The following is a 26,377-nucleotide window of genomic DNA, read 5'->3' as shown; positions in this document are numbered from 1 at the left end:
AAACTTCTTAAATATGGATACCTAAAATTAATTAATCGCGATTGGCAATTTTTGCCAACAATCTCAATAGTTCAACATACAGCCAAATTAATGTTACCATTAATCCAAATGCGCCGTACCACTCCATATATTTTGGTGCTCCCGATTGAGCTCCTTTTTCTATAAAATCAAAATCCAATACCAGGTTTAATGCTGCAATCACAACAATAACCAAACTAATACCAATACTCAATAAACTAGAACCATAATAGAATCCGTTACCAATTCCGAACATGTTCATGATCCAGGTTACCAAATAAAATAGCATGATACCACCAGTAGCAGCAACAATTCCTGCCTTAAATTTTTGTGTTACTTTAATTAAACCTGTTTTGTAAGCAAATAACATGGCAAACAAGACTCCAAATGTTAAGCCTACAGCCTGCATTACAATACCAGGATATGCAGCATTCATTAATGCAGAAATTCCTCCTAAAAACAAACCTTCGAACAATGCATAAAAAGGTGCTGTATAAGGTGATGCTTTTGGTTTAAATACAGTTATCAATGCCAAAATCAAACCACCAATTGCTCCTCCAATCATCCATGGATATACCGATGAAGTGATTTCGCCAGTACTGGTTACAGAAACCATTCCCCATGTGAAACTTGCAGCAGCTACTACAAAAAACAGCAACATTGCAATTTTATTCACAGTTCCGTTAATGGTCATCGTTTCACCATAAACTTCTGCTCGTGAAGTTTGAAATATTCTTTCGCTTAATACCGGATTAGAACTCTTTGTTAATGCCATATATTTTAGTTGTTTATCTACAATAATTCTATAGTTATGATATAATTTTGAACCTCAAATTTACTCTGTTTAATTCTGATTTCCTAGATTTTTAAAACATAAGGCTCTTAAATAATCTTAAAATAATCTACAAGTCAAGCTCATACTGCAAATCATCCCATACTTCCTGCCAGTTTTCATCCTTGGCACGCAAGCCCCTAACCTTTTCGCAAATGGTATCAGCGATCTCTTTGTTTACGCGAACCATTTTGCCCAAACTTCTTTTCATCTGATTTCTCAGATAATATTCATCGATATTGCTTGGAATCATTTCTACAAATTTGAACAACTCTCTTACCTTCACCTCATCTTTTTTCATGGCCAGTCGACCAGAAATAATCACGGCACACAATACTCTTCGGTAATTTTCCGATTGCAACCATTCCGGTATCAATTCATAAACATTTGGCATATTCAAGAACAAATTCATGCTTACTTGCTCAATCAGCTCATTGGAATCCATTTCATCCAACCAACGATTAATTTGATCCTCATTCACCTTTTCGGGCTCCTCCAACAAACTGGCCAGAATTTTTGTTTCGCGAAATGCTTTTGTCCAAAGTTTATGTGCCAGCAAATGATCTTTCGAATACCCACTTGCCAATTCTCTCAAATTAACAATGGTTGCCCCTAATGATTTCTGATAGTTCAAACCATATTTTTTCATTTCAGAATGGGTTTCACCATTGCGTAAAATTTGAACTTTCTTAAATATTTCCTGAAAAACTGCTTCTGTTTCCTTATCGTCGATAAAAAATTCCATTTTTTTTAATTTGTTAACTGCCTACAAAGGTAGACTTTATAATTCTTTGGGAATATTTTTTTCATTTTTATTTGGATGATATGTCAGGATTTCTCTATATTTGCACCGCTAACGCGAAAATGGTGGATGTAGCTCAGTTGGTTAGAGCGCTGGATTGTGGTTCCAGAGGTCGCCGGTTCGATTCCGGTCTTTCACCCTACTTATTTTTATTACATTACATGGTGGATGTAGCTCAGTTGGTTAGAGCGCTGGATTGTGGTTCCAGAGGTCGCCGGTTCGATTCCGGTCTTTCACCCTAAAAGAAAAGCAAGTTCTATTTGAGCTTGCTTTTTTGTTTTCCTATTTTTCATTTCTCTGCTTTAACAGATCTCTTATCTCTGTAAGCAACTCTATATCTTTAGGCGTAGCAACGGTTTCATTTTTCACATCCTCCCCTTTTCGCCTGATATTATTAATCACCTTTACTACTGCAAAAATTACCAAAGCAATAATGAAAAAATCCAAAGTAACCTGAATAAAGTTCCCATATTTAAGCTCCACCAATTCCTGTATAATTTGTCCATTGGCATCCAATTGTTTTTCCTGCAAAACAATACTAAGAGTCTGAAAATTGACCTTCCCAATTACCATACTAAATGCTGGCAATAACACATCGTTAACCAGCGATGACACAATTTTATTGAAGGCAACTCCTATAATGATTCCAATAGCCATATCGAACATATTGCCCTTAATTGCAAATTCTTTGAATTCCTTTAAAATCTTCATTTCATTAAAATCTTTAATAGCAATTTTAAGATATGAATATATTTCTTAATTACTACTAATCAACTTAAAAGCAAACTTGAAATGCCTATATTTAAATGAATAACTTTTCAACTGAAATAAAAAAAAGCAAGCCCAAAAGCTTGCTTTTTACATATCCTATCAAAGCTACTGCTATGCATTAGCAGCAGTCTCTTCTTCTGGTCGTTTCCTATTCGCGGGATCAACAATCATTCGAGCATTTTTGTAGGCACGATAAAATTCCTCATCCCCATTAAATAGCTCCATAAAAGGATCAATACGATTAATTAGCAAACTATAAATTTCAACGATACAATCTTCTATCATTTCGTTGGCATTTTTACGCTCATTAATCAATTGGCGAGGCTCTATCATGAGCTTTTCGAACTCGGCAATCTCATTGTTCAGTTCAGTCTTTAATTCTTCAGTTAATCCGTAATCTGCCAATTCGGTAGCTATAGGTGCAATTTTCTCTGCCAGGTTTTTGGCATAGTTCAGCAGATCCTGCTGGCGCATTCTCACACCCAATTCAGCTTCTGAGGTCACCAAGAAACTTTGTAAATTCTCATCCTTTTTCATATAGGCATAAACATGAACCACATTACTTACCACCAGGCATATGGATATCAGTTCGGCCTTTGCCACATTTTTATTACCTGCAGGTTTGTTCGGAATACTACCTACTTTTGCAAAAAGTTCAACCGCTTTATCAACCGAAGTGTTTAAAGCTGCTACTGCATTTACCATTGCAGGAATTCCAGAATATTTGCTCTCGTTGGTTTTAAGAACATTTACCACTTGCAAGTTTGCATTGTGACGGGAAATGATTGTCTTTTTCATCTGTTTAAATTTTATTTTTTGGTTAGATGGAACTCTCGATGAATTTAATCATTCTCATGTGTGTATTTTAGAATGCTAAAATTCATGTTCGTTTCATTTTAAAATAGTATTTGTTTTTATTGTTCATTTATATTTTATCAGAGTGAATTTATAGAATTATTATCAGAAAACAAAAACTACTGTTTAGTTTAATCTCGCCCATAATACTCACCATCTGAATACTTACAAGCTTTTATCTCTCACTTTGCTGATTCCACCAGTAAAATAAAGGAGATTTACGAATTCGATTTTATTTTCGACTAACAGATCTACACCTTCTATTTATGTATATCAAATGCTTTCTAATCAAAATACAAACGAACCGAATCAAAATCAGACCTCACTGAATTATTTTCCCAGTCTACTGAATCGAAATTATAGGCTATCTAATTGAAATGAGTATGCATTGAAAAGAAATGCCAAGGCGATGAAAAGCACTCCGAGGCTTCTGAATGGAAATTAGTACGCACTGAATGACAATCCGAGTGTTATGAATCGCATTTCAGGTCCACTGAATTGAACTTCAAGTGTACTGAATCGAGATCCGTGTCTTCTGAATCACACATCGAGCGTTCTGAATCGAACTGCAAGCCTTCTTAATTGGAAAGTGTGCTTATTGAAGCATCCACACCAGTCATTGAAGCAAAGATTGTGATGCCTGAATAGAAATGCCAATGGATTGAATGGAAGGATCTATTCACAAACCGAACCATTAGGTCGTATGAAAAAAATCTTTAATCAAACGAATAAGCCAAAGAGAACACATTGGAATATCGTGCGATGGATTGGTCGCCAACATCGGTTAATGCATAATCCAATCGGAAATTTTTGTAGTTGATTCCCAAGCCCAGGTTGGGCTGAAAAGTCCAGCTTTTGCTGTTGTCGAAATCTGTTTCTTCCTGAAAGTTGTTTACCCCTGCACGCAGGAAAATGAACTTTTTAAAGGAAGCTTCTATTCCCATATGTGGATCGATACTTATGGGATCGCCCTGTACCAACACATTTCGCTTGCCATCGAAAGTAAGATCGGTATTGAACTCGGCCAACAAGGCAAACTTATCAGACAATTGAAACTCTCTGCTCACACCCAAAATTAATTTAGGCAAGGTTAACTCGGTTGAATTCTCAGGAATTTCGTTACCCGTTACTTCAAACACCTCTTCCAACTGATCGGTTTTAAACACCCACGAATTAAATGTGCTTGTAGCATCGCGCAAAAGTGCTCCAAATTTCCATGAAGATGTGCTATAGGTCGCTGCCAAATCGATACCAAAACCATAGGCCGAAGCAAAATCGCCGGTATGGCGGTAAATTAGTTTTACATTTCCCCCAACATCTAATCCTTTGATTCCCGTTTTGCGCGCATAAGAAATCAGCAAGGCATAATCGGCAGAGGTAAATGTTGTAATGCGATCGTAACGCAGGTTTCCATCCTTATCGATCAGCTCTAAAGTGTTCGGGATATCATCTACCCCAAAACGAATAAAACTGAAAGCAATGGTACTTTCCTTATTCAACTTCACAGCCAATCCTGCATAATCGTAGGCCGACAAGCCTCCAAAATACTCGGCATGCATGGCTGCCACATCGTATTTATTATGGATTTTAACCAATGAGGCAGGATTCCAGTAAGCCGCCTCAACATTCGATTGAGATGCAACACTGGCATTTCCCATGGCAAAAGATCGGGCACCAACTCCTATGGAAAGGAATTCGTTACTGTAGGTAGGAGCCGAAGTTTGCGCCATCGACAAACTACAAAATCCTAATATTAAAAAGAGTGTGAGTAATACTCGCATATTGTACAATTCTAGAATCGTAAAAATAATATGCTTTTTTTAATCTGTAGCATAATTGGGGTGTAAATAAGCAGAATCGAAAAATTCACTTATTTTTGTGAATCTACAAACAAAACAGAAAGCATGAGCATTGTAAAACACATCCCAAACACCATTACCTGTTTAAATTTATTTTCGGGCTGCACAGCAAGTTTACTGGCCGTTGAAGGTCATTTGGAATTGGCTGCAGCCTTTGTATTAATTGCTGCAATATTTGATTTCTGTGATGGATTATCTGCCAGGTTGTTGAAGGCATATTCGCCAATGGGCAAGGAATTGGATTCTCTTGCGGATATGGTAAGTTTTGGATTCACGCCCGGACTTATTGCATTAGCTTATTTAAAATATGCTATTTTGGGTGATGTTCATGCCGATTTCAATCCTGCCGAATTGGAGGCATCTCAAATTGCCATCCTATTATCGGCTTTTCTTATTCCTGTTTTTTCTGGATTAAGATTGGCTAAATTTAATGTCGACACCCGACAAACAGAATCGTTTATTGGGGTTAACACACCAACCAATGCCATGTTTTGGGCATCAATTCCTTTGGTGTTGCACTTTGGCGATTATCCTTTTATTGTAGAATGGCTCGCTAATCCTGCAATTATTATTGTAGCCATTGTAATTACATCGCTGTTATTGGTTTCGGAAATACCAATGTTTGCCCTAAAGGTGAAGAACTTAAGTTGGCAGGATAACAAAATCAGATACTTGTTTTTAATGAGTTTGGTTTTATTGGCCGTATTGGTAAAATGGCTTGTAATTCCTCTTGTAATTTTTGTTTACATCCTGTTTTCGATCATTGATAATCTTACCAAGAAGAAATAAAAAAAACATATAAACAGAAACGCCGCAAATCATCTTTGCGGCGTTTCTGTTTATTTTAGACTTTTCTGTTACTACTTGTTGTATTTTGATTCCTCTATTGGTTCATCACTTTTCTTAAAATAATTTTCGAAATATCGATAAGCCAACCATACGATTAAAATAGCAGCAAAAAACAATCCTATTCTCTCTACAGTTCCTAATCCTAACATCTCTTTCCATGTAATAGCATCGGGATTAGATTTGCTAAGGAAAAAAGCCGTTCCATTATTCACAGCATGAATGATCATACAAAGCAGAAGCGATTTTGTTTTCCAGTATAGATATCCCATTACAATCCCTATTAAAAAAGCTACAACAAATTGCCATGGATTAAAATGCATAATCCCAAAAAATACTGCCGACCAAACAATCGCTTTCCAAGGATTATAGTTTTTTAGTAATCCATCAAGCACAATTCCTCTCATTAATAACTCCTCTAGAATAGGTGCTGCAACAGCCACTGTTACAAATCCCCAAATGTTGTCCTGCATCATGTTCTTAAATAAATCCATCAACCACTCAGGTGCTGGCACCCAACTAGTGATTTCAATATTTATTACCAACATGCATAAGGTTACAATTACCACCATAGGCAGAATAACCAGAGGGAATGGATTAAATGCAATGGCGCTTTCATTTTTGTGATTTTTCTTTTTAAAACTTATAGCAATAAAAATCATAATGCCTAATGGCACAGCATAATTAACAAAACTCATAGGACCCTGCAAAACATCTCCCAGTGCATACTGAATTAATCCAACAGGTATACTGTATCCAATCATAACCAGCAATAAAATTCCTATTATTCCCCACGATTGCTTAATGCTTGGATATGCCATTTTTTCGGTCTTAACAGCTTCTTGCTGTTGTGTGTTCATTTCTTCCATCTATTTTTCTGATAATGTATTGTTCTTTTGAATTACTACCTGCTCCTTTATGGAGGATAGCATATGCGTAAATAATTCTCTTAATTCTCTATAATAGTCTTTACTGAAGAAAGCTTTTTTAATCTCAAAAAGAGTCCTCACCTGCAAGCCATCAGTTTGTTTTTTTGTTGTTATCAAATACTTCCCAAAACCTTCAGAAAGTTTAATCACTTTTGACTTTGGCCAATCCTCAACATGAGAGCCTTCGGGAAGCTTTATATTAATAAGGATAGACTGATATCGATTATAATTAAAATCAATACGATATTGCCTATCTTCTTTTAGAAATGGATTATCTGTAAAAATATTAGGGATGGGTTCAAAATAGATCATATCGTTTTCTAAATCCACTTCTGTCATTGGCAACTTACATGTGATTTCCAAAGGTTTATTGACGTTATCAAGGCTAAGCATCTGAACTGAATCTTTATTCAATTCTACTTCCGATTCATCAATCATGGTTTTCAGAAACTCTTCCAAACCAAACTTCTTGATGTACTTTCTTGATTTTACTGCATAATAGCCACTCTCTATAATTTTAAAATTACAGTTTGGATCATCAATATTTGTAAAATCATAGTTTAGCACCAACTGTTGACGAGATTTTCTATATGCCACTACCTTTTCCCATCGAGCTTTATTTTTTTCGATCACCAAAGCAAAGTAATTCAAGTCATTCTCTTCCAATAACTGATATGGCCTATAAGGCGAAGTAGCATTTAAAAACAGCTTCTTTCCAAATATTTCTACATAAGCTAAAGCCTGATTGAACTGGCTCATCAAAGGATAGCTCTTTTGTAAAAGTCCTAAGTTATTGGTACGAGTTAAAGCAGGTTCAGCTTTTAATCCAGCTTCTCTTAAAAGTAAAACCAACAGGTAATTTATCTCCGAATTTGATGCTACCTTTTCTTCTAAGATTTTGGGAGCAGATTTTTTAGGATATAAACGATATTCTCCATCCCACTTTACCTGAGTTCGAACATAGTCATATATCTTCTCCAATTTTTCCCAATTGTTTTCATCCCCATCTAAAATTTGCTCTACAACTTTTTTAGCATAGCCTTTTCTTCCAAAAAAGTCGAAAGCCCTCAAATATTCACTGGCTAATTTATCCCATGTAGATTTTACTGTAATAAATTCAATACCTCCAGCTATTCCATCGGCATTTTTATAATACCCCGTTAGCTGAAAACGAATTTGCTCAACAAAATCCATATGGTTATTCACATATGGCTCTTCTTTTATCGAACTTAAATTGGTTAATATCCACTCATTGCTACTTACGGATGGATATTTCGCTGTTAGCCTATGCCCAAAGCTTACCATATTATATCTAAATGATTCTGGAATACTTACCTTAATAGAACTGTATAAGGTTGGAATATCATCTTGAAAATACCATGTATCCAGGTAAGAGTAGAAATTGGAAACTAGCGTATATTTATATTCTATTATTGAACCCACCTTTACATTTGGCATCCCAAAACGTACAGCTCCATAACTTTCATTCAAGTCAACATCGAAAACAGACTTCCCATTAAGATCAGTAACCTCTTTGCTTTTATTCTCATCAAAATTTATGGTGTGTCCTTTGACTGATGTGATCTTTTCCAATCCATCTTTTCGCCAATATGGGAGTTCTATATTAGCTTTATCTAAACCCTCTTCCTTAAGAATTTTAACCCTAACGTGATGTCGGTAATTGATTGCTCTGTAACTTACATCAACCACACAAGTTTTACTTAAAATAACAGCAACTGCATCCGTTTCGTAAGAGCATTCTGATAGTAAGATTTCATCTTTTGAGAATTTCCCATACTTTATTCCTTTTGCATGAGAGTCATAGCTCACAACCAACAAACAGGTTATAAACAAATAAGCTTTTATTAGGCTTTTCATAAGGTGATTTTTTTTTGATCACCTTAAACTAAACAAAATCATAAACTTTGTGAACACAAAAGCACAAAGAATTATTAAATCATAATAATATAGATTCTGTAAAAATAAATGCTCAATAAAAAAGTTATCGCAGGTAGTTTGATTTACTTTCTATTCATCACTTCATTCTGTCGAAGAATGGCTTCTTTGTGAATCATTCTTAACAATTGAGTGGTGAACTTCTCCGACAATCCCAGGCTTTTTGCAAGATCAACTCCACGCTCACGAACCTTTTCCCATCGCTGAAGTTGTAGAATCGTCATATTCTTCTCCTTTTTGTACTCTCCTATTTCTTCAACAATATTCATTCGCTGCGCAAGCAACTCAATCAACTGTGCATCTACCGAGTCAATTTGACTTCTATATTTCACAAGCTGATCAATCTCTTCATCGCCCACTACATGTAATCGACAAACCAAACTTCTCAGCATTTGATTTAAATCCTCAGGTGTTAGTTGCTGATCGGCATCACTCAAAGCTTCATCAGGACAAATATGACTTTCTATCATTAAGCCATCCATATTTAAATCCATAGCTTTCTGAGCCATTTCGTGAATGTATTTTCTACTTCCTGCAATATGACTAGGATCGCAAATAATAGGTAAATTATGGAAGCGCGATTTTAATTCAATAGGAATTTCCCATTTAGGGATATTTCGTAGAATGGTCTTCTCGAACGGATAAAAACCTCGATGAATTGCCGCAAGTTTTGAGATTCCCGCTTTGTGTATGCGCTCTAAAGCTCCAATCCAAAGATTGATATCTGGATTAATAGGATTTTTAACCATTACAGGCATATTCATTCCTTGCAATGCACTTGCCAATTCCTGAACCGAGAATGGATTTGATGTTGTTCGTGCTCCAATCCACAATATATCAACATTATGGCGCAAACACATTTCAACATGCTTAGGCGATGCCACCTCTACCATGGTTAACAAGCCAGTTTCCTGTTTTACGGTATTTAGCCACTGTAAGGCATCCAAACCTCTTCCTTCAAAAGAATTTGGTCTGGTTCTAGGTTTCCAAACTCCAGCTCGAAATATCTGAACCTGTTCTGTATCATTTAAAGCCTTTGCAGTTGATACCAACTGCTCCTCAGACTCAGCACTACAAGGTCCACTAATCACTATCGGATGTGTATCCAACTTCTTACTGAACCAATTATGTATAGGTTTGATATTATCCAATCCACTCATATCTTAAAAATTAGGATGCACAAAAATACATTTTTAGTTGATATCTAAAAATTCATTTAAAACAATCGGCAATCATTAAATGATTGCCGATCAAATTATCTTACTCTTCAAGCTTCGATTCTAACTTTCTTAAAGCATATCTTACAGCTTTATAGCTTACATATATTAAGAGTGGCCAGGTAAAAAGCCATATTATTGATGATAAATACATGATTCTCTATTTTTAGTACAAATGATCTTCATTTCTCAATTCTTCCAAATCTAATTTTTTATTATTGATTGCTCTCCAAGCCCATACAATGTAGGCAATTACAAAAGGAACCATTAAGGACACATAGCTCATTGCCGTTAAAGTGTAATGCGAAGCTGATGCATTCTGAATGGTTAAGGAAGACTGCAAATCAGCATTAGATGGATAAAAAGCAGTATGGTTAAACCCTGCCAGCAAGAAAAGTGTAAATACTACCAAAATTGTTCCTCCACCAGTAAACCAAATTCCTTTGGTATATTTTTCTGCTAAATATGATTTAATCAATCCAAACAACACCAATACAACACCAACAAGGAATAAAATTAGTACCAATGGCATTGCCAAAAAGTTGTGCAAGTATTTGTATGCCTCAACACTTACGGTTCCCGTTTCTGCATCAATAGCAAAACCATCCATAACCAACAAGCGAATTGCAAAAAATAAGAAAACCACTAAAAAAGGAATTCCACAATACAACAATTGCTTTTTCGATCGATTAAAAATTGCTTCATGTTCGATATGATTCATGAAGTATAAGCTTCCCAACAAACGCGCCAGAAAGAAAACAGTTAATCCCAAAGCTACATTGTGTAAGTTTAAAACTGCCTCTAATCCACCATATGGATTTGCCCATCTTGATTGATTCAATTCATTAACGGTAAATTCTGCTCCATTAAAAAATGTTCCTACAGCTGTTCCAATCAAAATTGTCCCAAGTAAACCATTAATAAACAAGAACACCTCAAAAGTTTTGGCTCCCCAAACATTTGATGGTTTAGAACGAAACTCATAAGCTACAGCCTGAATGATAAAACAAAAAAGAATAGCCATCCAAACCCAATAAGCTCCACCAAAAGAGGTTGAATAAAACAATGGAAACGAAGCAAACATTGCTCCTCCGAATGTAACTAAGGTAGTAAATGTAAATTCCCACTTACGGCCAAGGGCATTAATTAAAAGCGTTCGTTCTTCATCGGATTTTCCCAATCGATATATTAAAGTTTGCCCTCCTTGAACGAACATTAAGAAAACCAAAATACTCCCTAAAAGTGAGTCAATCACCCACCAATATTGTTGTAATGCTAAATGTGATAAATTTTCAAACATGATTAATGCCCTCCATGATTTGGTCCAAGTTTTATTTGTTTCAACATGATTTTAATCTCAGCAATTAATAATCCAGTAAAAATAGTCAAAAACAAAAAGAAAGTGATCTGAACAGATGTTATATCGATATTTGATACTGCAGTAAGAGTAGGCATCAGATCTTGAATCACCCATGGCTGACGTCCCATTTCTGCAACAATCCAACCACTTTGCGACGCAACATAGGCCAATGGAATACTCCAAATTGCAGCACGCAAAAACCACTTATTACTCACAATCGATTCTTTATAAACGAACAATAAGGCCAATGTAAATAGCAGTAAAAACCACATTCCCAATCCAACCATAATATGGAAACTATAGAAGGTTATTGAGATTGGCGGTACGGTATTGTATGGATCATCAAAATATCCGTAACCAAAATATTTAAAGTTCTCATTCAACTCATCAAGAGAAGTCTGAGCCAAATTAACATCCTTATCTTTCTGAGCTTTCTTGTAGGTTTTCAAGGCATGAATGGCCTTACGTCCCATTTCTATTTTGGTCCTTACCGAAGGATGAACTACTCCATCATTATCAGTAAATCCATTGATCACATCATTTACTCCGGGAACAAAAGCATCGCCATCCATATAAGCCATATAGGAAAGCAGGTTTGGAATTTCAAGCTTAAAATTAAAGTCCTTCATGTTGTCGTTTCCATTTTCCGAAGTAGACGACATTATACCAAAAGCTACCAATCCTGCACCTTTCGAACCATCATATAAACCTTCCATAGCGGCAAACTTCATAGGCTGATCGCGAACAATTTCACGTGCTGAATTGTCACCAGTCATAACTGTAAACAATGAGGTTATTAAACCAAATACAGCTGCAACCACAATACTTTTCTTGGCAAAAGGCACATTCAACTTCTTCAATAAATACCATGCACTTACACCAATTACAAAAATTGCCGCTAAAGTATACGCCGATGAGATCGTATGTAAAAACTTATTAACTGCTGTTGGAGAGAAAAGAACATCCCAAAAATTCACCATTTCATTTCTGGCAGTATCCGGATTAAATTTCATTCCTACTGGATTTTGCATCCAACCATTGGCAACCAAAATCCATAAAGCTGAGAGGTTTGATCCTACTGCAACCAACCATGTTGATATTAGGTGAAACTTCTTGCTTACCTTATTCCACCCAAAGAACATCACAGCGATAAAGGTAGATTCCATGAAAAATGCCATAATACCTTCTACCGCCAAAGGTGCCCCAAAAATATCACCCACAAACCAGGAATAATTCGACCAGTTGGTACCAAACTCAAATTCCAGAATAATTCCGGTAGCTACACCTATTGCAAAGTTAATTCCAAATAGTGTCATCCAAAACTTTGTGATCTTTTTCCATTCCGGATTTCCTGTTTTCACATAGATGGTTTCCATTATGGCTATAATGAAAGCCAAACCCAGTGTCAATGGCACAAATATCCAGTGATACATTGCTGTTAAAGCAAATTGAGCTCTGGACCAATCGACCAATGACATGTCGAAGTTTTCAATCATATTACTATTTTTTAGGATTAGTTAATTGTTCAATCACGTAATCACCGCGATCCTTATCGTTAGTATATTTTGTTTTTAGAAAATTTGGAAAAAAGAATAGCTTTAAAACAAAAAACATAATAAATAATTTCAAGATGATAATCAACCATACTTGTCTACTCCATGATTTTTGCCCTGCAAATCCTTCGTAATAAAACATCCCTATTTTTTTAAGCGTCAACAGCAGTTTCATAAGTGATTCCTGATTTAAACATTTGCTAAACGTTTGTAATTCATTCGATAAATAAAAGATATTTTCATCCCTTATTGCTTATCAATAAACTATTCAAATGTATACTATATTCTTAAGCATTCAAGTACTACCACATAGATACTTTTTATAACAGCATTTAAAAAATCAATAAACATTTAATAAACAGGCATTTGTCTAAATGTGATATATCTCACATCTATCTATAAATCTTGATTTTAGAGCTATTGAAAATCTGTTTATTCATCTGGATAGGCATAAAGTGTAATATTTCACTAAATGTTAGTTAACAACTCCCAGAACAATCAAAAAATCCAATAACTATCAAACATTCAGAAAATTAGAGCCAACGCTATAAAAATCGAATTAAAATAATAAAAACACTTCCTCCAGTCATTAAGCTAAAATGCAAGATCAGGATTTCGATATATTTCTTTATATTTGAGATACAACGCTAACGTTGGTGAAACATAAAAAGATTAAACAAAAAGCCTTTAAGGTCAGCAAAATCAAGAGTTGCCCATTCTTATTTAGAATGATTTTAAAGAGTTGCTATTCTACTCAATTGTTCCGCCTAATTAGAAGGTATAATTGATATTTTATTTGAAAACTAACCTTAAATCATAATGAAAGAAGAAACATCGAACAACAGCAGAAGAAAATTCCTGAAAAGTTTTGGTATTTCAGTTGGTGCTGCAGGTGTTGTTAGTAGCTTTTCTCTAATTGGAGCAGCTAAAGCAGCAGCTAAAAAACCAGCAGAAATGGTGAATTTGCTTACACAAGACGGACAACTTGTGCAAGTAGACAAAAACCAATTGCGACCTACGGTTAATGAACCTCTTGATGAACTTCAAAAAAGAGGACGAGAAGGTATTCCGGGAAAATCATTTGTGATGGTAATTGATTTGAGTAAATGTCGAAATGCAAGAAAATGCATGTCGGCGTGTCAAAACCACCACCAACTAAGAGCTGACCAACACCATATTAATGTGCTTCAAATGCAAGATGCTGATCATACAGCTCCTTATTTCATGCCAAAACCTTGTCAACATTGCGATAATCCTCCTTGTACAAAGGTTTGTCCTGTTGATGCAACTTTCAAGCGTCAGGATGGGATCGTACTAATTGACAATGAAAGATGTATTGGTTGTCGATTCTGTATTGCAGCTTGTCCTTATTCAGCACGTATTTTCCAATGGACAGAACCTAAAGATGCCGAAAAATATAAAGATCTCACCTATAACATAGAAGCTAACGTTCCACAGAAAAAAGGTACCGTAAGTAAATGTCTGTTTAGTGCAGATAGATTACGTGAAGATAAACTTCCTTCATGTGTATCAGCATGTCCAAATGGTGTATACTACTTTGGAGATAGAAATGAAGATGCAGTTACCAACGGAACCTCTGGTGAAACAGTGCGTTTCTCTAAATTAATTGAGGACAACGCAGGTTATACATTAATGGAAGAATTGGGTACCAAGCCAAGAGTTTACTATCTACCTCCTAAAAACAGAGCTTTTGAGTTTAATGGCGATTTGTTAAACGAGGAAAATCTTCACTAGAATATCAATAAACAATAGATAATTATTTGCCCTAAATAACTAAATCTTATGAATGACTTACCAAAACAGAAAGAAACTAATCTTTCGTTTGAAAAAATAAAAAAAGACATTCTACATCCAATGCAAAACCATAAAGGTCTTGAACTTTGGATTGTATTTCTAATTACCGTAATTAGTGTTTGCGGTTGGGCCTACTACATCCAGTTAAAAGATGGATTAGGTGTGACCGGCATGCGCGATTACGTTTCATGGGGATTATACATTGCCAACTTCGTGTTCTTTGTAGCAGTAAGTTTGGTAGGGATGTTAATTTCCTCAATTTTAGGATTACTTCGTATCGACTGGATAACACCTATTTCAAGAATTGCCGAAATTATAGCCGTAGCCTTTGTGGCAGTTGCGGGTTTGGTAATTGTGTTGGATATGGGTCGACCAGACAGAGTATTAAATGTAATGATTCATGGTCGTTTTCAGTCGCCAATTCTTTGGGATGTAACTGTAATTACCACTTACCTTACGGTGAGTGCACTATTACTGATTTTACCAATGATTCCTGATTTGGCAATCTGTAAAAAAGAGCTTACCAAGGCTTCCCCAATCATGAAGAAGTTGTATAATATTCTTTCTTTAGGATATATCAATACACCAGAACAACACAAGCACCTTCACAAAATGATTAGAACATTAATGGTTCTTATTGTTCCAATTGGTCTTGCAATCCACACCGTTACATCATGGTTGTTTGCAGCAACTCTGCGCAATGGTTGGGATACAACAATCTTTGGCCCTTATTTCGTGGCTGGTGCATTCGTTGCAGGTTCTGCAGCCTTAATCATTGCCATGTATTTTTTCAGGGTAAATTACAAGCTACAAGATTACATTACCGATTTGCAATTCGATAAAATGGGTAAGCTTTTGGTTGCTGTTTGTTTGGTGTACCTTTATTTCAACCTGAATGAATTTTTGGTTCCTGGTTATAAAATGAAAACTGGTGATGACATTCACTTGAAGGAATTATTTTATGGAAACTGGGCAATCATGTTCTGGGCTTCCCAATTGTTAGGAAACATTATTCCTATTATTCTATTGGTGAACAAGAAATTCAGAAAGCCTTTACCAATCATGATCATTTCATTATTTGTTTTGGCTGGTGCATGGTTTAAACGTTATGTAATTGTAATCCCTACAATGCTTCATCCTCATCTTCCAATCCAGAATGTTCCTGAAAACTTTGTGCATTACTATCCTTCTGCAATCGAAATTTCGGTTACTGTTCTAAGCTTTGCATTGGTACTTTTGATTATCACTGTACTTTCTAAAATTTTCCCTGTTGTACCAATTGTAGAAACAGCAGAGAGCAAAGGAATTGAAGTTAAAATTGATGCCTAAACGAAAAGAATCATGAAGAATACAATTAAAAATATAGCTGCTTTGTTCCTGATTTTTATCTTCTCAGGCTCATTGGCAAATGCGCAGGGCTGGACTGTTCCAAACTCTGCTAAAAAGAAACAAAATCCGTACGAAGCAACATCAAAGAATGTAAGTACAGGTAAAAAAATATACAACCTTCACTGTAAATCTTGTCATGGTGATCCAACAATCGCAAATATGCTTCCTTTAGCTCCTGTTGCTCCAACCGATTTGGGTGCACAAAATTTCCTGGTGCAATCTGATGGGGAAATTTACTACAAGGTAAATAAGGGACAAGGTGCAATGCCTACTTTCGAGAAAACCATTAGTGATGAAGACAAGTGGATGGTAATTGCTTTTTTAAGATCCTTCGACAAAAACAAAAAGGTTAAACAACAAGTAGCAGAGGTTAAAAATCCAGAGGTTACTGATGTTAAACTTGAATTAAACGTTAATGAAGCTAATAAAACATTATTGGCTAAATTAAGTGGTGTTACTAAAAAAGGAAAACGTGTAGGTCTACAAGGCATCGAAATGAGCTTCCTGGTAAAGAGAAGCTTCGGATATCTTGATGTATCTGGTGAAGATCCTTACACGAACGAAAAAGGTGATGTTAAGGTTCAATTTCCTGCAGATCTTCCTGGAGACAGAGAAGGACAAGTGAACATGCTTGTGAAAGTAACCGATGATGATTTCTATGGAAAATTGGAAGAAGCGAGAGTCGTTACTCTTGGTGTTCCCACCGATCCTGTAAATCCACTTGATGAAAGAGCAATGTGGGGAACAAGAGCAAATGCTCCAATCTGGATTATTGTGACTTTTGTTGGTGGTGTTTTAGCAATCTGGAGTGTAATCTTCCTGGTATTGTTCCAAATGATTAAACTACCAAAATTGGCAAAAAGCAAAGATTAATCTGTTTCTTCACTTTCTTCCTTTTGGGATTTTGAAGGTCTTCCCAACTTGTAAAGAAGATATCCAATACCAACTAGAAAGTGAAGAGCGGTTATCGCAACAACAATATAAATTAAACTTGAATCTGTTCTCATAGTCAGAATTAAAATTACGCTCTGCAAGATGGCAAATATGCAGCAAGAAACAAAAAATCAAATTTGTGTCCACTGTGGCGACGACTGTGGCAAGTATCCGGTAATGTGGAATGACAAGCCATTTTGTTGCAACGGTTGTTCCACTGTATACCAGCTTTTGCATGAAAATGAGCTTTGTTCGTACTACGATTTTGAGTCCAATCCAGGAATTAAAATTGAGAGCGGAAAATTTAAAGAGAAGTTTGCATTTCTTGATGAAGAAGAAATTGCCAGTCAATTGTATGATTTCTCTGAAGGAAATATCCGTAAACTTACATTGTACGTTCCAGCTATTCATTGTAGCTCTTGTATTTGGTTGCTCGAAAATTTAAATATTCTGAATCAAGGAGTATTAAAATCGATGGTCAATTTTGTAAAAAAAGAGGTAAGCTTAACCTTCGATTCTGATCAGGTTAGCATTCGCCAGTTGGCAGAATTACTTTCTTCCATTCACTATGTACCTGAAATTACTTTGGACAAACTTCAGCAAAAGCAGAACAAGGATGCCAACAAAAAATTGCTTTACAAAATAGGTATTGCAGGCTTTTGTTTTGGAAACATCATGCTTTTAAGTTTGCCTGAATATGTTCCTGGAAATGAATATTTGGAAACTCATTTCAAGAACTTCTTTGGAATGATGAATTTCTTCCTGGTTCTTCCGGTATTTCTTTATAGCGGTAATGATTACATGGTTTCAGCTTACAAAGCAATCAAACATCGTTTTGTAAATATTGATGTTCCTATTTCACTGGGAATTCTGACTTTATTCATTCAAAGTTCTTATGAAATATTCTCTGGAACTGGCGCCGGATATATGGATTCTCTTACAGGATTGATATTTTTCCTTCTCATTGGCAAATGGTATCAAAACCGAACTTACCAGGCTTTGTCTTTCGAGAGAGATTATCGCTCCTATTTTCCAGTTGCGGTTAGTAAAATGGAAAATGGCCAAGAGGTAAGTACTCCAATTGAAAAATTGAAAAAAGGTGATATCATTCTGATTAGAAATCAGGAACTAATTCCTGCAGATAGTATTCTGACCAAAGGAGATGCTCAGATTGATTATAGTTTTGTAACAGGAGAATCGAAACCCGTATTCAAGGAAGCTGGAGATCAAATTTTTGCTGGTGGTAAGCAAATGGGTAGCGCTATTGAACTAACCATCGAAAAAGATGTAGTTCAAAGCCGTCTGACTCAGCTTTGGAATCAGTTTAATGAAGAAAACAGTGAGGCCTCAAAGCTAAATTCTTTAATAGACAGAATTAGTAAACATTTTACGCTAATTATTATTGCCATTGCGGTATTAAGTGGCGTTTACTGGCTATTTAATGATACCAGCAAAGCCATTTTTGCCTTTACATCAGTATTAATTGTGGCCTGTCCTTGTGCTTTGGCATTATCTGCTCCTTTTGCATTGGGTAATACCATGCGATTAATGGGCCGATTGGGAATTTATTTGAAAGGTTCTCATGTTGTTGAGAAATTAAACTCCATTACTAGCATTGTTTTCGATAAAACTGGAACCATTACCCAAGCTGATGAAGTGAAAATTTCCTTTGAAGGTGAAAAATTGACTTCTGATGATTATGTTGCCGTAAAGTCTTTAACCAGACATTCAACTCATATCTTAAGTTCATCAATTTACGATCACCTAAGAGATATCAGTCCGGAGGATGTAGAAGATTATCATGAGCTTCCATCTATGGGAATATCAGGGATTGTTAATGGTCACGAAATCAAACTAGGTTCAGCAAAATTCATTTCAGAAGGAATTTCAGAAAGCAAATCTTTAACTACAGAAGTTTATTATTCGGTTAATGGAAATGTGAAAGGTCACTTTACTTTAAGCAATCAATACAGATCTGGTTTATCAGACTTAATTAAAAACTTATCATCGAAATATGATTTACACGTTCTTACCGGTGATAATGATGCAGAAAGAGAAAACCTGGAGAAAATTTTTCCAGCCTCATCTAACCTTCGATACGATCAATCGCCAAATGATAAGTTGGAATATATCAATCAACTGAAGCAAGAAGGCAAAAAAGTATTGATGATTGGCGATGGATTAAATGATGCCGGAGCTTTAAAGTCGAGCGATGTGGGAATTTCAATTGCAGATGATGTTTACCATTTTTCACCTGCATGCGATGCGATTTTGGAATCCTCAAAATTCTCTGAACTGACTCGGTTCTTATCTATTACAAAGAAGAGCATTTGGATTGTAAAATTAAGTTTCTTGCTTTCGTTTATGTATAACTTTGTCGGCCTTTATTTTGCCATACAAGGGATATTATCTCCTATTGTTGCAGCACTGTTAATGCCGATTAGTTCCGTTTCGATTGTGGCTTTTACAACCATCACAACCAATTTGATTGCAAAAAACAAAGAAGAAAGTAAAAAATATAAAGAGAAGAATAGATTGGAAACATATCAAACCTCCAATTCTGTTCAATTGAATTAGTATAAACCAGCTAGAAGCTTTAAGCTAATAGCTAACAGTTATAAAGTATGAGTGTATTGTTCGTTTTAATCGGTGTGAGTATGCTAGTGGCAGGAGGATTCCTAATTGGATTTCTATGGGCCGTTAAAAAAGGGCAATACGATGACTCCTACTCTCCTTCGGTAAGAATTTTATTCGAAGACAAAGAGAAGAAGTCCGAAGAATTATTAGATCTAGAAAATACAGCAAAGAAGAACCATAAATCTTAATTTAATGGAAACACAACATTTTTCGTACGATAACAAAATCGTTAAATATTTTGCCTACGCAACCATTCTTTGGGGTGTAGTCGGAATGTTGGTAGGGTTATTGGCAGCCTTGCAGCTTGCTTTCCCTGTTTTTAACTTTAATTTGGAATACACCACTTTCGGACGTATTCGTCCAATCCACACCAATGCGGTAATTTTCGCATTTGTTGGGAATGGTATTTTTGCCGCAGTATACTATTCGCTGCAGCGATTGCTAAAAGCCAGAATGTTTAGCGATAAACTAAGCTGGGTTCACTTTTGGGGATGGCAGGCAATTATTGTTTCTGCAGCCATTACTTTCGTACTTGGTATCACTACCAGTAAAGAGTATGCAGAATTGGAATGGCCAATCGACATCGCAATTACAATTATTTGGGTAGTATTTGGATGGAACATGTTTGGTACAATTCTAAGACGTAGAGCCGATCACCTATATGTTTCCATTTGGTTCTACATCGCAACCTTTGTAACGGTTGCAGTACTTCACATTGGTAACTCAATCGAGCTTCCTTATAGCTGGATTCAGTCATACCCAGTTTATGCTGGTGTTCAGGATGCTTTGGTACAATGGTGGTACGGACACAATGCAGTGGCATTCTTCCTAACCACTCCTTATTTGGGATTGATGTACTACTTCTTGCCTAAGGCGGCGAATCGTCCGGTTTACTCATACCGATTATCGATTATTCACTTCTGGGCATTGGTATTCCTATATATCTGGGCTGGTCCTCACCATTTGTTATACACCGCGCTTCCTGATTGGGCTCAGTCATTAGGAGTTGTATTCTCCATCATGTTGATTGCTCCATCGTGGGGTGGTATGTTCAACGGATTGCTTACGCTTCGTGGTGCTTGGGATAAAGTTCGCGATAGTGCAACATTGAAATTTATGGTGGTTGCCGTAACCGCTTACGGTATGTCAACTTTCGAAGGTCCAATGATGTCATTAAAATGGGTGAACTCATTAACACACTATACCGACTGGACAATTGCTCACGTTCACATTGGAGCTATGGGTTGGAATGGATTCTTAACTTTTGGTATGCTATACTACCTATTCCCAAAAATGTGGAAAACCAAATTGTATTCGGAAAAATTGGCGAATGCTCACTTCTGGATGGGAACCTTAGGTATGATTTTCTATGCATTGCCATTGTACTGGGGAGCTGTAGTTCAAACTTTAATGTGGAAAGAATTTACTCCTGACGGATTATTGGCTTACCCTAACTTCCTTGAAACAATTACCCAGATTCTTCCAATGTATCACGTACGTGTTCTTGGTGGATTATTATACTTTGCAAGTTTGTTCTTGATGGTTTACAACCTGTTAAAGACAGCTGCTTCAGGAAAATGTGCAGATAATGAAGAAGCTTCGGCTCCAGCATTGCATTCTCCTAAAAAACGTGAAAAAGGAGAAGGTTTACACCGTTGGTTAGAAAGAAAACCTATACAGTTTATGATCCTATCAACAGTAGCAATTTTAATTGGTGGTGCTTTCGAGATCATCCCAACTTACTTGATCAAATCAAATGTACCAACCATTGAAAGTGTAAAACCATATACGCCACTTGAATTACAAGGTCGCGATATTTATATCCGTGAAGGATGTAACACATGTCACTCGCAAATGGTTCGTCCATTTAGATCTGAAACGGAGCGTTATGGTGAGTATTCTAAAGCAGGTGAATTTGTATATGATCATCCACACCTTTGGGGATCGAAACGTACTGGTCCGGATTTGGCTCGTACCGGTGTTCCTGGTGGCAAAATGTACAAGACCAATGTATGGCACTACAATCACATGTTGGATCCTCAGAAAATGAATGCTCAATCAATCATGCCTAAGTATCCTTGGTTGATTAAAGATGAACTGGACATTTCATCAACTCCAGCGAAGATTAGAGCGATGACCACACTTGGGGTTCCTTACGATGAAGCTCCATATCCTGCTAATTACGATCAGGTGGCAAACGATGATTTGAAAAAACAAGCCCAAGAAATTGCTGCTGATTTGAATGCAAATGGAATTGATGTTACAAGCGACAAAGAGATTATTGCTTTGATTGCATACCTACAGCGTTTGGGTAGAGATATATCGGTAAAAGAATAAAAACAAGTAACAAGGATAAAGGATAAGGTAATTGGAGACATTTACTTTAACCTTTTTCCTTTCTACTTTAAACTTATTAAGTATGAAATTAGTTAGTCATTACTTACAAGGCATATCAGATGTGGGATTCTTTCCAAGTATCTCATTACTGATTTTCTTCCTGTTCTTTGCAGGAATGGTTTGGTGGGCTTTTAAGAAAAGTAACAAGGCCTATTTCGTTCAAATGGAAAGCTATGCTCTTGATGAAGATGATATGGATTCTTCTGAGATAAATAATAATTGACCCTAAATCTATACCAATGGATAACGATAAATATATTGAAGAAAACAAACACCTGATTAGCGATCACGACTACGATGGCATCAAAGAATTGAATAATCCAATGCCAAAATGGTGGCGATACTTATTCTATGCAACCATTGTGTTTTCGGCAGTTTACATTTTCCGCTATCATGTGTTCGGAGATGATTTACAAATTGCAGAATACAATAAGGAAATGGCCCTGGCAGAAGCAAACAAACCTAAACCTAAGTTTGATGAAAATGCATTGGTTTTAATGACGGATGCAGATAATCTTGCCAAAGGAAAAGAAATCTACGACAAGAACTGTATTGCATGTCACGGTGCTGTTGGAGAAGGAAATGCAATCGGACCAAACCTTACCGACAAATACTGGCTAAACGGAGGTTCTTTGCAGGATGTTTACCAAATTATTAAGGTAGGTAAACCACTAAAAGGAATGTTAGCTTGGCAAAACCAACTTTCGCCTGTTCAAATGTTACAAGTTTCAAGTTACACCATGAGTTTAGTAGGAACTAATCCTCCTAATGCACGAGAAGCTCAAGGTGAATTAGTAGAATAAAATAACAATTCAAAAGAGTCATCAGTATGTTACTGGTAGACTCTTTTGCTTTTAGATTACAACAACAAACAAAACAATGGCTCCTGAAAATCCTTACAACACTTATCGCGATCAGTTGGCAACACTGAATGATAGTGGAAAGCGAAGATGGGTTTACGCCCAGAAACCAAAAGGTAAACTTTATAACTACAGAAATATAGTAAGCTATACATTGCTTGCGCTGATGTTTGGCTTACCATTTATAAAAGTAGGCGGTGAACCTTTGTTTCTATTAAATGTTCTGGAGCGTAAGTTTATTCTGTTTGGTGTAAGATTTTGGCCACAGGATTTCCACATCTTTCTTTTTTCGATGATCACTCTATTTGTTTTCATCGTATTTTTCACCGTTAGTTACGGTAGAATTTGGTGTGGGTGGACTTGTCCACAAACTGTTTTCATGGAGTTCATCTTCAGAAAAATCGAATACCTAATCGAAGGGTCACACCAGGAACAAAGAAAACTAGATGCTCAATCCTTAAACTTCGAAAAGTTCTGGAAAAAAAGTTTAAAGGCAATTCTCTTTTATGCCATCTGTTTCCTTATCACAAATACATTCCTAAGTTACATTATTGGAATAGATGAATTGTGGAAAATCATAAACGATCCAATATCAGAGCATAAAGTTGGTTTTACTGTGGCATTAGCCTTCTCAGGAGCAATGTACTTTGTATTCGCAAAATTGCGTGAACAGGTATGCGGAATGATTTGCCCATACGGAAGATTACAAGGTGTATTGCTCGATTCAAATACCATTGTGGTTGCCTATGACTACAAACGAGGCGAAGAACGTGCTCCGCTTGAAGCTGGTGAAGATCGCGAAGAAGAAGGAAAAGGAGATTGTATCGATTGTTATCAATGTGTTGATGTTTGTCCGACAGGTATTGATGTTCGTGATGGAACTCAATTGGAATGTATCAACTGTACCGCTTGTATTGATGAATGTAATTCGGTAATGGAATGGGTTGGTAAACCTAAGGGATTAATTCGTTTCGATTCTGAAAAGAATATCGCCGAAGGCAAAAAGAACAACTGGCCGGTTCGTAAAATTGCTTATACAATAGTACTTACAGCATTAATCGGTGTTGTGATAGGATTGTTTGCCTCAAGAAGCGATTTGGAAGCAATTATTCTGCGTACGCCTGGCTTAATGTTCCAGCAGCAAGACAATGGTAAAATCAGTAATATGTATAACTTTAAGGTGGTGAACAAAACTACCGAAGAAATGCCAATTCACTTTAAAATTATGGATCACGAAGGTGAGATTAAGGTAATTGGTGAAGAATTAAAAGCTGATGCAAGCTCAATAAGAGAAGGTGTATTTTTTGCCATTCTCCCTAAGTCGGAAATTAAAGGCGATAAAGTACCAATTAACATTGGAGTATATGCAGATCAGAAATTAATTGAAGAGGTGGAATTAACTTTTGTTGGGCCAAATTAATGGCCTGATAAATATATAGAGAGTTATAAGATGAAGAAATTGAATTGGGGAACAAAACTGGGAATCATGGCATCGATATACGTTATTGGTGTATTGATTTTTGTTGGATTTAGTACAACTCAAAAGATAAACCTGGTATCGAAGGATTATTATCCTACAGGGGTGAAACATCAGGATAAAATCAATAAGATTAAAAATGCACAGCAGCTAGAAACTCCTGTTAGTATTGAACAAGTGGGAGATCATATTGAAATTACTTTTCCTGCTGATATGAAATCTGGAGTAAAAGGCGACATTATTGTGTACCGACCTGCCGATTACGATTTGGACCTGAAATACAAATTAGCCTTAAACGATAGCGGCGTTCATATTTTAAACACAAGTAATCTATTAAAAGGCCGATACACCATAAAATTAGATTGGGTTTTTAATGATATTCCTTATTATAAGGAAGAGGCGATTTATTTGAGTAAATAAGGGCTGAACCACAAAGAACACGAAGGCGTTTCACAAAGAACACAAAGTTTATTCTTAAGAGTTTTAACATCAAAGTATGGTACCAGGCACTACAATCTTAAGCAGAGAAATGATTTATAAGAAAGTTCTCGACTGTGCATTTAGAGTACATACAGCTTTGGGACCTGGCCTTTTGGAAAGTGCCTATGAAGAGTGTTTGTACTATGAACTTTGTCAGGAAGGACTAAAAGTTGAGAAGCAAAAAGCACTTCCTTTGGTTTATAAAGATGTGAAACTTGAAAGTGGATATAGACTCGACCTTCTCGTAGAGAACTCTGTAATTGTAGAAATAAAGTCTGTTGAAACTTTGAATGATGTTCATTTGGCACAGATATTAACATACCTGAAACTTTCTAAATGTAAATTGGGTTTGTTGGTTAACTTCAATGTTAAATCGCTAAAACTTGGTATCAGAAGAGTAATATTTTAAAACTTAGTGTTCTTTGTGAATGAACTTAGTGCACTTTGTGGTTAAACAAAACAAACACATGGTATATATATCAGCATTAACTCTAGGACTTTTAGGGAGCTTCCACTGCGTTGGAATGTGTGGTCCTATAGCACTAGCAATTCCGCTAAAAACAGATTCGTGGTTAGCCAGAATCTTTGGTGGCGTTTTATACAATTTGGGTAGAGCAATTACCTATGCGGTAATGGGAGCAGTATTCGGGCTTCTGGGGCGTGGATTGGTAATGAGCGGATTTCAACAATGGGTATCCATTATTATGGGAGCCATCATGATTCTTTCCGTAATAACACCATCCATCTATAAAAATCGATTCAATGCCGATAAAGGGGTATTCTCATTCGTAGGCAAATTAAAAATGTCATTGGGAAAACTATTTGCTCAGCGAAGTTATAGCTCATTGTTAATGATTGGATTATTAAATGGCTTATTGCCTTGTGGATTGGTATACTTTGCCATTGCAGGAGCTATCGCAACAGGATCATCGGCCAGCGGTAGTTTGTTCATGTTTATATTCGGATTGGGAACTTTACCAATGCTCTTGGCCATTTCTCTTATCGGAAACATGATTACACTGGAACTGCGAAAAAAAATAACCAAACTGATTCCGTATGCAATTGTTTTTATTGGCGTGCTATTCATTCTTCGTGGATTAAGCCTTGGAATTCCATATTTAAGTCCACCGGAAAAAGCAATGACAGTACCTGTTGAAGAAGCTCAACAAGAAAAGCCTTCTTGTTGTCATTAATCAAGTTAGTGCCTCAATGTAATTCGCATGCATAAAGAATTCTGGTGCCTGGGGTAAACCAATGCAATGTTAGGGAACCATATTAAATGACTCTCATTTGGCTTTCCCTGACAGATGTGTGCACATTACTTTTAAATTAGGTTTACACAAAATCTGAGACACTATCCCGAAATATACCAGCAATAAAGAGCAAGCTTA

At 36.2% G+C, this 26,377-nt stretch carries 24 protein-coding genes and 2 tRNA genes; 15 read left to right on the top strand and 11 right to left on the bottom strand.

Features of this window, described 5'->3' with window-relative positions; translation table 11 throughout:
- Positions 1–31 precede the first annotated feature (31 nt).
- Together BXY64_RS03090 and BXY64_RS03085 are read right to left on the bottom strand one after the other, a co-directional pair.
- Positions 32–793: a Bax inhibitor-1/YccA family protein gene (locus BXY64_RS03090; RefSeq protein ID WP_120238493.1), complete on the bottom strand. Its 762-nt coding sequence runs from the start codon at positions 791–793 to the stop codon at positions 32–34.
- Between the two features lie 127 nt (positions 794–920).
- Entirely contained in the window at positions 921–1,595 is a 675-nt protein-coding gene (locus BXY64_RS03085; RefSeq protein WP_120238492.1) for a DNA alkylation repair protein, read from the bottom strand.
- 121 nt (positions 1,596–1,716) lie between these two features.
- Between BXY64_RS03085 and BXY64_RS03080 the strand changes: the two genes are divergently transcribed.
- Positions 1,717–1,792 (top strand) — tRNA-His (locus BXY64_RS03080).
- 23 nt (positions 1,793–1,815) lie between these two features.
- A tRNA-His gene (locus BXY64_RS03075) sits at positions 1,816–1,891 on the top strand.
- A gap of 43 nt (positions 1,892–1,934) precedes the next feature.
- Here the strand turns inward: BXY64_RS03075 and mscL are convergent.
- The 3 genes from mscL to BXY64_RS03060 form a co-directional block, all read right to left on the bottom strand.
- Positions 1,935–2,363 (bottom strand): large-conductance mechanosensitive channel protein MscL, encoded by a 429-nt coding sequence (mscL, locus tag BXY64_RS03070; RefSeq protein WP_245996580.1) that lies wholly within the window; start codon positions 2,361–2,363, stop codon positions 1,935–1,937.
- 171 nt (positions 2,364–2,534) lie between these two features.
- A complete protein-coding gene (locus tag BXY64_RS03065) occupies positions 2,535–3,221 on the bottom strand; it encodes a hypothetical protein (protein WP_120238491.1) in 687 nt (228 codons plus the stop codon).
- Between the two features lie 773 nt (positions 3,222–3,994).
- Positions 3,995–5,059, bottom strand: coding sequence for a putative type IX sorting system protein PorV2 (locus BXY64_RS03060; protein ID WP_147375881.1), 1,065 nt, complete (start codon positions 5,057–5,059; stop codon positions 3,995–3,997).
- Positions 5,060–5,182: 123 nt separating this feature from the next.
- Here BXY64_RS03060 and BXY64_RS03055 point away from each other — a divergent pair, with 123 nt between their 5' ends.
- Positions 5,183–5,926 (top strand): CDP-alcohol phosphatidyltransferase family protein, encoded by a 744-nt coding sequence (locus BXY64_RS03055; RefSeq protein ID WP_120238489.1) that lies wholly within the window; start codon positions 5,183–5,185, stop codon positions 5,924–5,926.
- Between the two features lie 71 nt (positions 5,927–5,997).
- Here BXY64_RS03055 and BXY64_RS03050 read toward each other — a convergent pair whose 3' ends face one another.
- The 6 genes from BXY64_RS03050 to BXY64_RS03025 all read right to left on the bottom strand — a co-directional run bounded on the left by BXY64_RS03050 (position 5,998) and on the right by BXY64_RS03025 (position 13,173).
- Entirely contained in the window at positions 5,998–6,843 is an 846-nt protein-coding gene (locus tag BXY64_RS03050; RefSeq protein ID WP_170150560.1) for a CPBP family intramembrane glutamic endopeptidase, read from the bottom strand.
- Positions 6,844–6,852: 9 nt separating this feature from the next.
- Positions 6,853–8,790, bottom strand: a complete 1,938-nt coding sequence (locus BXY64_RS03045; protein ID WP_120238487.1) for a DUF3857 and transglutaminase domain-containing protein — start codon at positions 8,788–8,790, stop codon at positions 6,853–6,855.
- 143 nt (positions 8,791–8,933) lie between these two features.
- On the bottom strand, positions 8,934–10,028 hold the full coding sequence (locus BXY64_RS03040; RefSeq protein ID WP_120238486.1) for a chorismate mutase: 1,095 nt from the start codon (positions 10,026–10,028) through the stop codon (positions 8,934–8,936).
- Between the two features lie 223 nt (positions 10,029–10,251).
- Positions 10,252–11,385 (bottom strand): cytochrome d ubiquinol oxidase subunit II, encoded by a 1,134-nt coding sequence (gene cydB, locus BXY64_RS03035; protein WP_120238485.1) that lies wholly within the window; start codon positions 11,383–11,385, stop codon positions 10,252–10,254.
- A 2-nt stretch (positions 11,386–11,387) separates the two neighbouring features.
- Entirely contained in the window at positions 11,388–12,941 is a 1,554-nt protein-coding gene (locus tag BXY64_RS03030; RefSeq protein WP_120238484.1) for a cytochrome ubiquinol oxidase subunit I, read from the bottom strand.
- Between the two features lie 4 nt (positions 12,942–12,945).
- Positions 12,946–13,173 carry a DUF4492 domain-containing protein gene (locus tag BXY64_RS03025; protein WP_120238483.1) on the bottom strand — a complete coding sequence of 76 codons (228 nt, stop codon included), beginning with the start codon at positions 13,171–13,173 and terminating at the stop codon, positions 12,946–12,948.
- A 644-nt stretch (positions 13,174–13,817) separates the two neighbouring features.
- Between BXY64_RS03025 and BXY64_RS03020 the strand changes: the two genes are divergently transcribed.
- From BXY64_RS03020 to BXY64_RS02965, 12 genes are all read left to right on the top strand, one after another.
- Positions 13,818–14,753, top strand: a complete 936-nt coding sequence (locus BXY64_RS03020) for a 4Fe-4S dicluster domain-containing protein (protein ID WP_120238482.1) — start codon at positions 13,818–13,820, stop codon at positions 14,751–14,753.
- Between the two features lie 48 nt (positions 14,754–14,801).
- Positions 14,802–16,142 (top strand): NrfD/PsrC family molybdoenzyme membrane anchor subunit, encoded by a 1,341-nt coding sequence (gene nrfD, locus BXY64_RS03015; protein WP_120238481.1) that lies wholly within the window; start codon positions 14,802–14,804, stop codon positions 16,140–16,142.
- A 12-nt stretch (positions 16,143–16,154) separates the two neighbouring features.
- Positions 16,155–17,075 carry a c-type cytochrome gene (locus BXY64_RS03010; RefSeq protein ID WP_120238480.1) on the top strand — a complete coding sequence of 307 codons (921 nt, stop codon included), beginning with the start codon at positions 16,155–16,157 and terminating at the stop codon, positions 17,073–17,075.
- Positions 17,076–17,246: 171 nt separating this feature from the next.
- A complete protein-coding gene (locus BXY64_RS03005) occupies positions 17,247–19,712 on the top strand; it encodes a heavy metal translocating P-type ATPase (protein ID WP_120239741.1) in 2,466 nt (821 codons plus the stop codon).
- A 47-nt stretch (positions 19,713–19,759) separates the two neighbouring features.
- On the top strand, positions 19,760–19,960 hold the full coding sequence (gene ccoS / locus BXY64_RS03000; RefSeq protein ID WP_120238479.1) for a cbb3-type cytochrome oxidase assembly protein CcoS: 201 nt from the start codon (positions 19,760–19,762) through the stop codon (positions 19,958–19,960).
- A gap of 4 nt (positions 19,961–19,964) precedes the next feature.
- Complete coding sequence (ccoN, locus tag BXY64_RS02995) at positions 19,965–22,109, top strand: cytochrome-c oxidase, cbb3-type subunit I (protein WP_120238478.1); 2,145 nt, start codon at positions 19,965–19,967, stop codon at positions 22,107–22,109.
- A gap of 82 nt (positions 22,110–22,191) precedes the next feature.
- Positions 22,192–22,392, top strand: a complete 201-nt coding sequence (locus BXY64_RS02990) for a cbb3-type cytochrome oxidase subunit 3 (protein WP_120238477.1) — start codon at positions 22,192–22,194, stop codon at positions 22,390–22,392.
- Positions 22,393–22,408: 16 nt separating this feature from the next.
- A complete protein-coding gene (locus tag BXY64_RS02985) occupies positions 22,409–22,972 on the top strand; it encodes a cbb3-type cytochrome c oxidase N-terminal domain-containing protein (protein WP_120238476.1) in 564 nt (187 codons plus the stop codon).
- A gap of 76 nt (positions 22,973–23,048) precedes the next feature.
- On the top strand, positions 23,049–24,449 hold the full coding sequence (gene ccoG, locus BXY64_RS02980; protein ID WP_120238475.1) for a cytochrome c oxidase accessory protein CcoG: 1,401 nt from the start codon (positions 23,049–23,051) through the stop codon (positions 24,447–24,449).
- A gap of 30 nt (positions 24,450–24,479) precedes the next feature.
- The gene (locus tag BXY64_RS02975; protein WP_120238474.1) at positions 24,480–24,926 is read left to right on the top strand and encodes a FixH family protein; all 447 of its coding nucleotides are present in this window, start codon (positions 24,480–24,482) and stop codon (positions 24,924–24,926) included.
- A gap of 76 nt (positions 24,927–25,002) precedes the next feature.
- Positions 25,003–25,395, top strand: a complete 393-nt coding sequence (locus tag BXY64_RS02970; protein ID WP_245996579.1) for a GxxExxY protein — start codon at positions 25,003–25,005, stop codon at positions 25,393–25,395.
- 58 nt (positions 25,396–25,453) lie between these two features.
- Positions 25,454–26,179, top strand: a complete 726-nt coding sequence (locus tag BXY64_RS02965; protein ID WP_110361111.1) for a sulfite exporter TauE/SafE family protein — start codon at positions 25,454–25,456, stop codon at positions 26,177–26,179.
- Positions 26,180–26,377 lie beyond the last annotated feature (198 nt).

Source organism: Marinifilum flexuosum (genome assembly GCF_003610555.1).
GTDB lineage: Bacteria > Bacteroidota > Bacteroidia > Bacteroidales > Marinifilaceae > Marinifilum > Marinifilum flexuosum.
This window is presented reverse-complemented; position numbering and strand designations above follow the sequence as displayed.

Excerpts from the sequence above, each read along its gene's own strand:
- BXY64_RS02990 (WP_120238477.1), top strand. The coding sequence starts at position 22,192 with ATGAAATTAGTTAGTCATTACTTACAAGGCATATCAGATGTGGGATTC.
- BXY64_RS03025 (WP_120238483.1), bottom strand. The coding sequence starts at position 13,173 with ATGAAACTGCTGTTGACGCTTAAAAAAATAGGGATGTTTTATTACGAA.
- BXY64_RS03005 (WP_120239741.1), top strand. The coding sequence starts at position 17,247 with ATGCAGCAAGAAACAAAAAATCAAATTTGTGTCCACTGTGGCGACGAC.
- BXY64_RS03090 (WP_120238493.1), bottom strand. The coding sequence starts at position 793 with ATGGCATTAACAAAGAGTTCTAATCCGGTATTAAGCGAAAGAATATTT.
- BXY64_RS03030 (WP_120238484.1), bottom strand. The coding sequence starts at position 12,941 with ATGATTGAAAACTTCGACATGTCATTGGTCGATTGGTCCAGAGCTCAA.
- BXY64_RS03050 (WP_170150560.1), bottom strand. The coding sequence starts at position 6,843 with ATGAACACACAACAGCAAGAAGCTGTTAAGACCGAAAAAATGGCATAT.
- BXY64_RS03040 (WP_120238486.1), bottom strand. The coding sequence starts at position 10,028 with ATGAGTGGATTGGATAATATCAAACCTATACATAATTGGTTCAGTAAG.
- BXY64_RS03020 (WP_120238482.1), top strand. The coding sequence starts at position 13,818 with ATGAAAGAAGAAACATCGAACAACAGCAGAAGAAAATTCCTGAAAAGT.
- BXY64_RS03085 (WP_120238492.1), bottom strand. The coding sequence starts at position 1,595 with ATGGAATTTTTTATCGACGATAAGGAAACAGAAGCAGTTTTTCAGGAA.
- mscL (WP_245996580.1), bottom strand. The coding sequence starts at position 2,363 with ATGAAGATTTTAAAGGAATTCAAAGAATTTGCAATTAAGGGCAATATG.
- BXY64_RS03060 (WP_147375881.1), bottom strand. The coding sequence starts at position 5,059 with ATGCGAGTATTACTCACACTCTTTTTAATATTAGGATTTTGTAGTTTG.
- ccoS (WP_120238479.1), top strand. The coding sequence starts at position 19,760 with ATGAGTGTATTGTTCGTTTTAATCGGTGTGAGTATGCTAGTGGCAGGA.
- BXY64_RS03045 (WP_120238487.1), bottom strand. The coding sequence starts at position 8,790 with ATGAAAAGCCTAATAAAAGCTTATTTGTTTATAACCTGTTTGTTGGTT.
- BXY64_RS03010 (WP_120238480.1), top strand. The coding sequence starts at position 16,155 with ATGAAGAATACAATTAAAAATATAGCTGCTTTGTTCCTGATTTTTATC.
- BXY64_RS03055 (WP_120238489.1), top strand. The coding sequence starts at position 5,183 with ATGAGCATTGTAAAACACATCCCAAACACCATTACCTGTTTAAATTTA.
- BXY64_RS02985 (WP_120238476.1), top strand. The coding sequence starts at position 22,409 with ATGGATAACGATAAATATATTGAAGAAAACAAACACCTGATTAGCGAT.
- BXY64_RS02970 (WP_245996579.1), top strand. The coding sequence starts at position 25,003 with ATGGTACCAGGCACTACAATCTTAAGCAGAGAAATGATTTATAAGAAA.
- nrfD (WP_120238481.1), top strand. The coding sequence starts at position 14,802 with ATGAATGACTTACCAAAACAGAAAGAAACTAATCTTTCGTTTGAAAAA.
- ccoN (WP_120238478.1), top strand. The coding sequence starts at position 19,965 with ATGGAAACACAACATTTTTCGTACGATAACAAAATCGTTAAATATTTT.
- cydB (WP_120238485.1), bottom strand. The coding sequence starts at position 11,385 with ATGTTTGAAAATTTATCACATTTAGCATTACAACAATATTGGTGGGTG.
- BXY64_RS02965 (WP_110361111.1), top strand. The coding sequence starts at position 25,454 with ATGGTATATATATCAGCATTAACTCTAGGACTTTTAGGGAGCTTCCAC.
- ccoG (WP_120238475.1), top strand. The coding sequence starts at position 23,049 with ATGGCTCCTGAAAATCCTTACAACACTTATCGCGATCAGTTGGCAACA.
- BXY64_RS02975 (WP_120238474.1), top strand. The coding sequence starts at position 24,480 with ATGAAGAAATTGAATTGGGGAACAAAACTGGGAATCATGGCATCGATA.
- BXY64_RS03065 (WP_120238491.1), bottom strand. The coding sequence starts at position 3,221 with ATGAAAAAGACAATCATTTCCCGTCACAATGCAAACTTGCAAGTGGTA.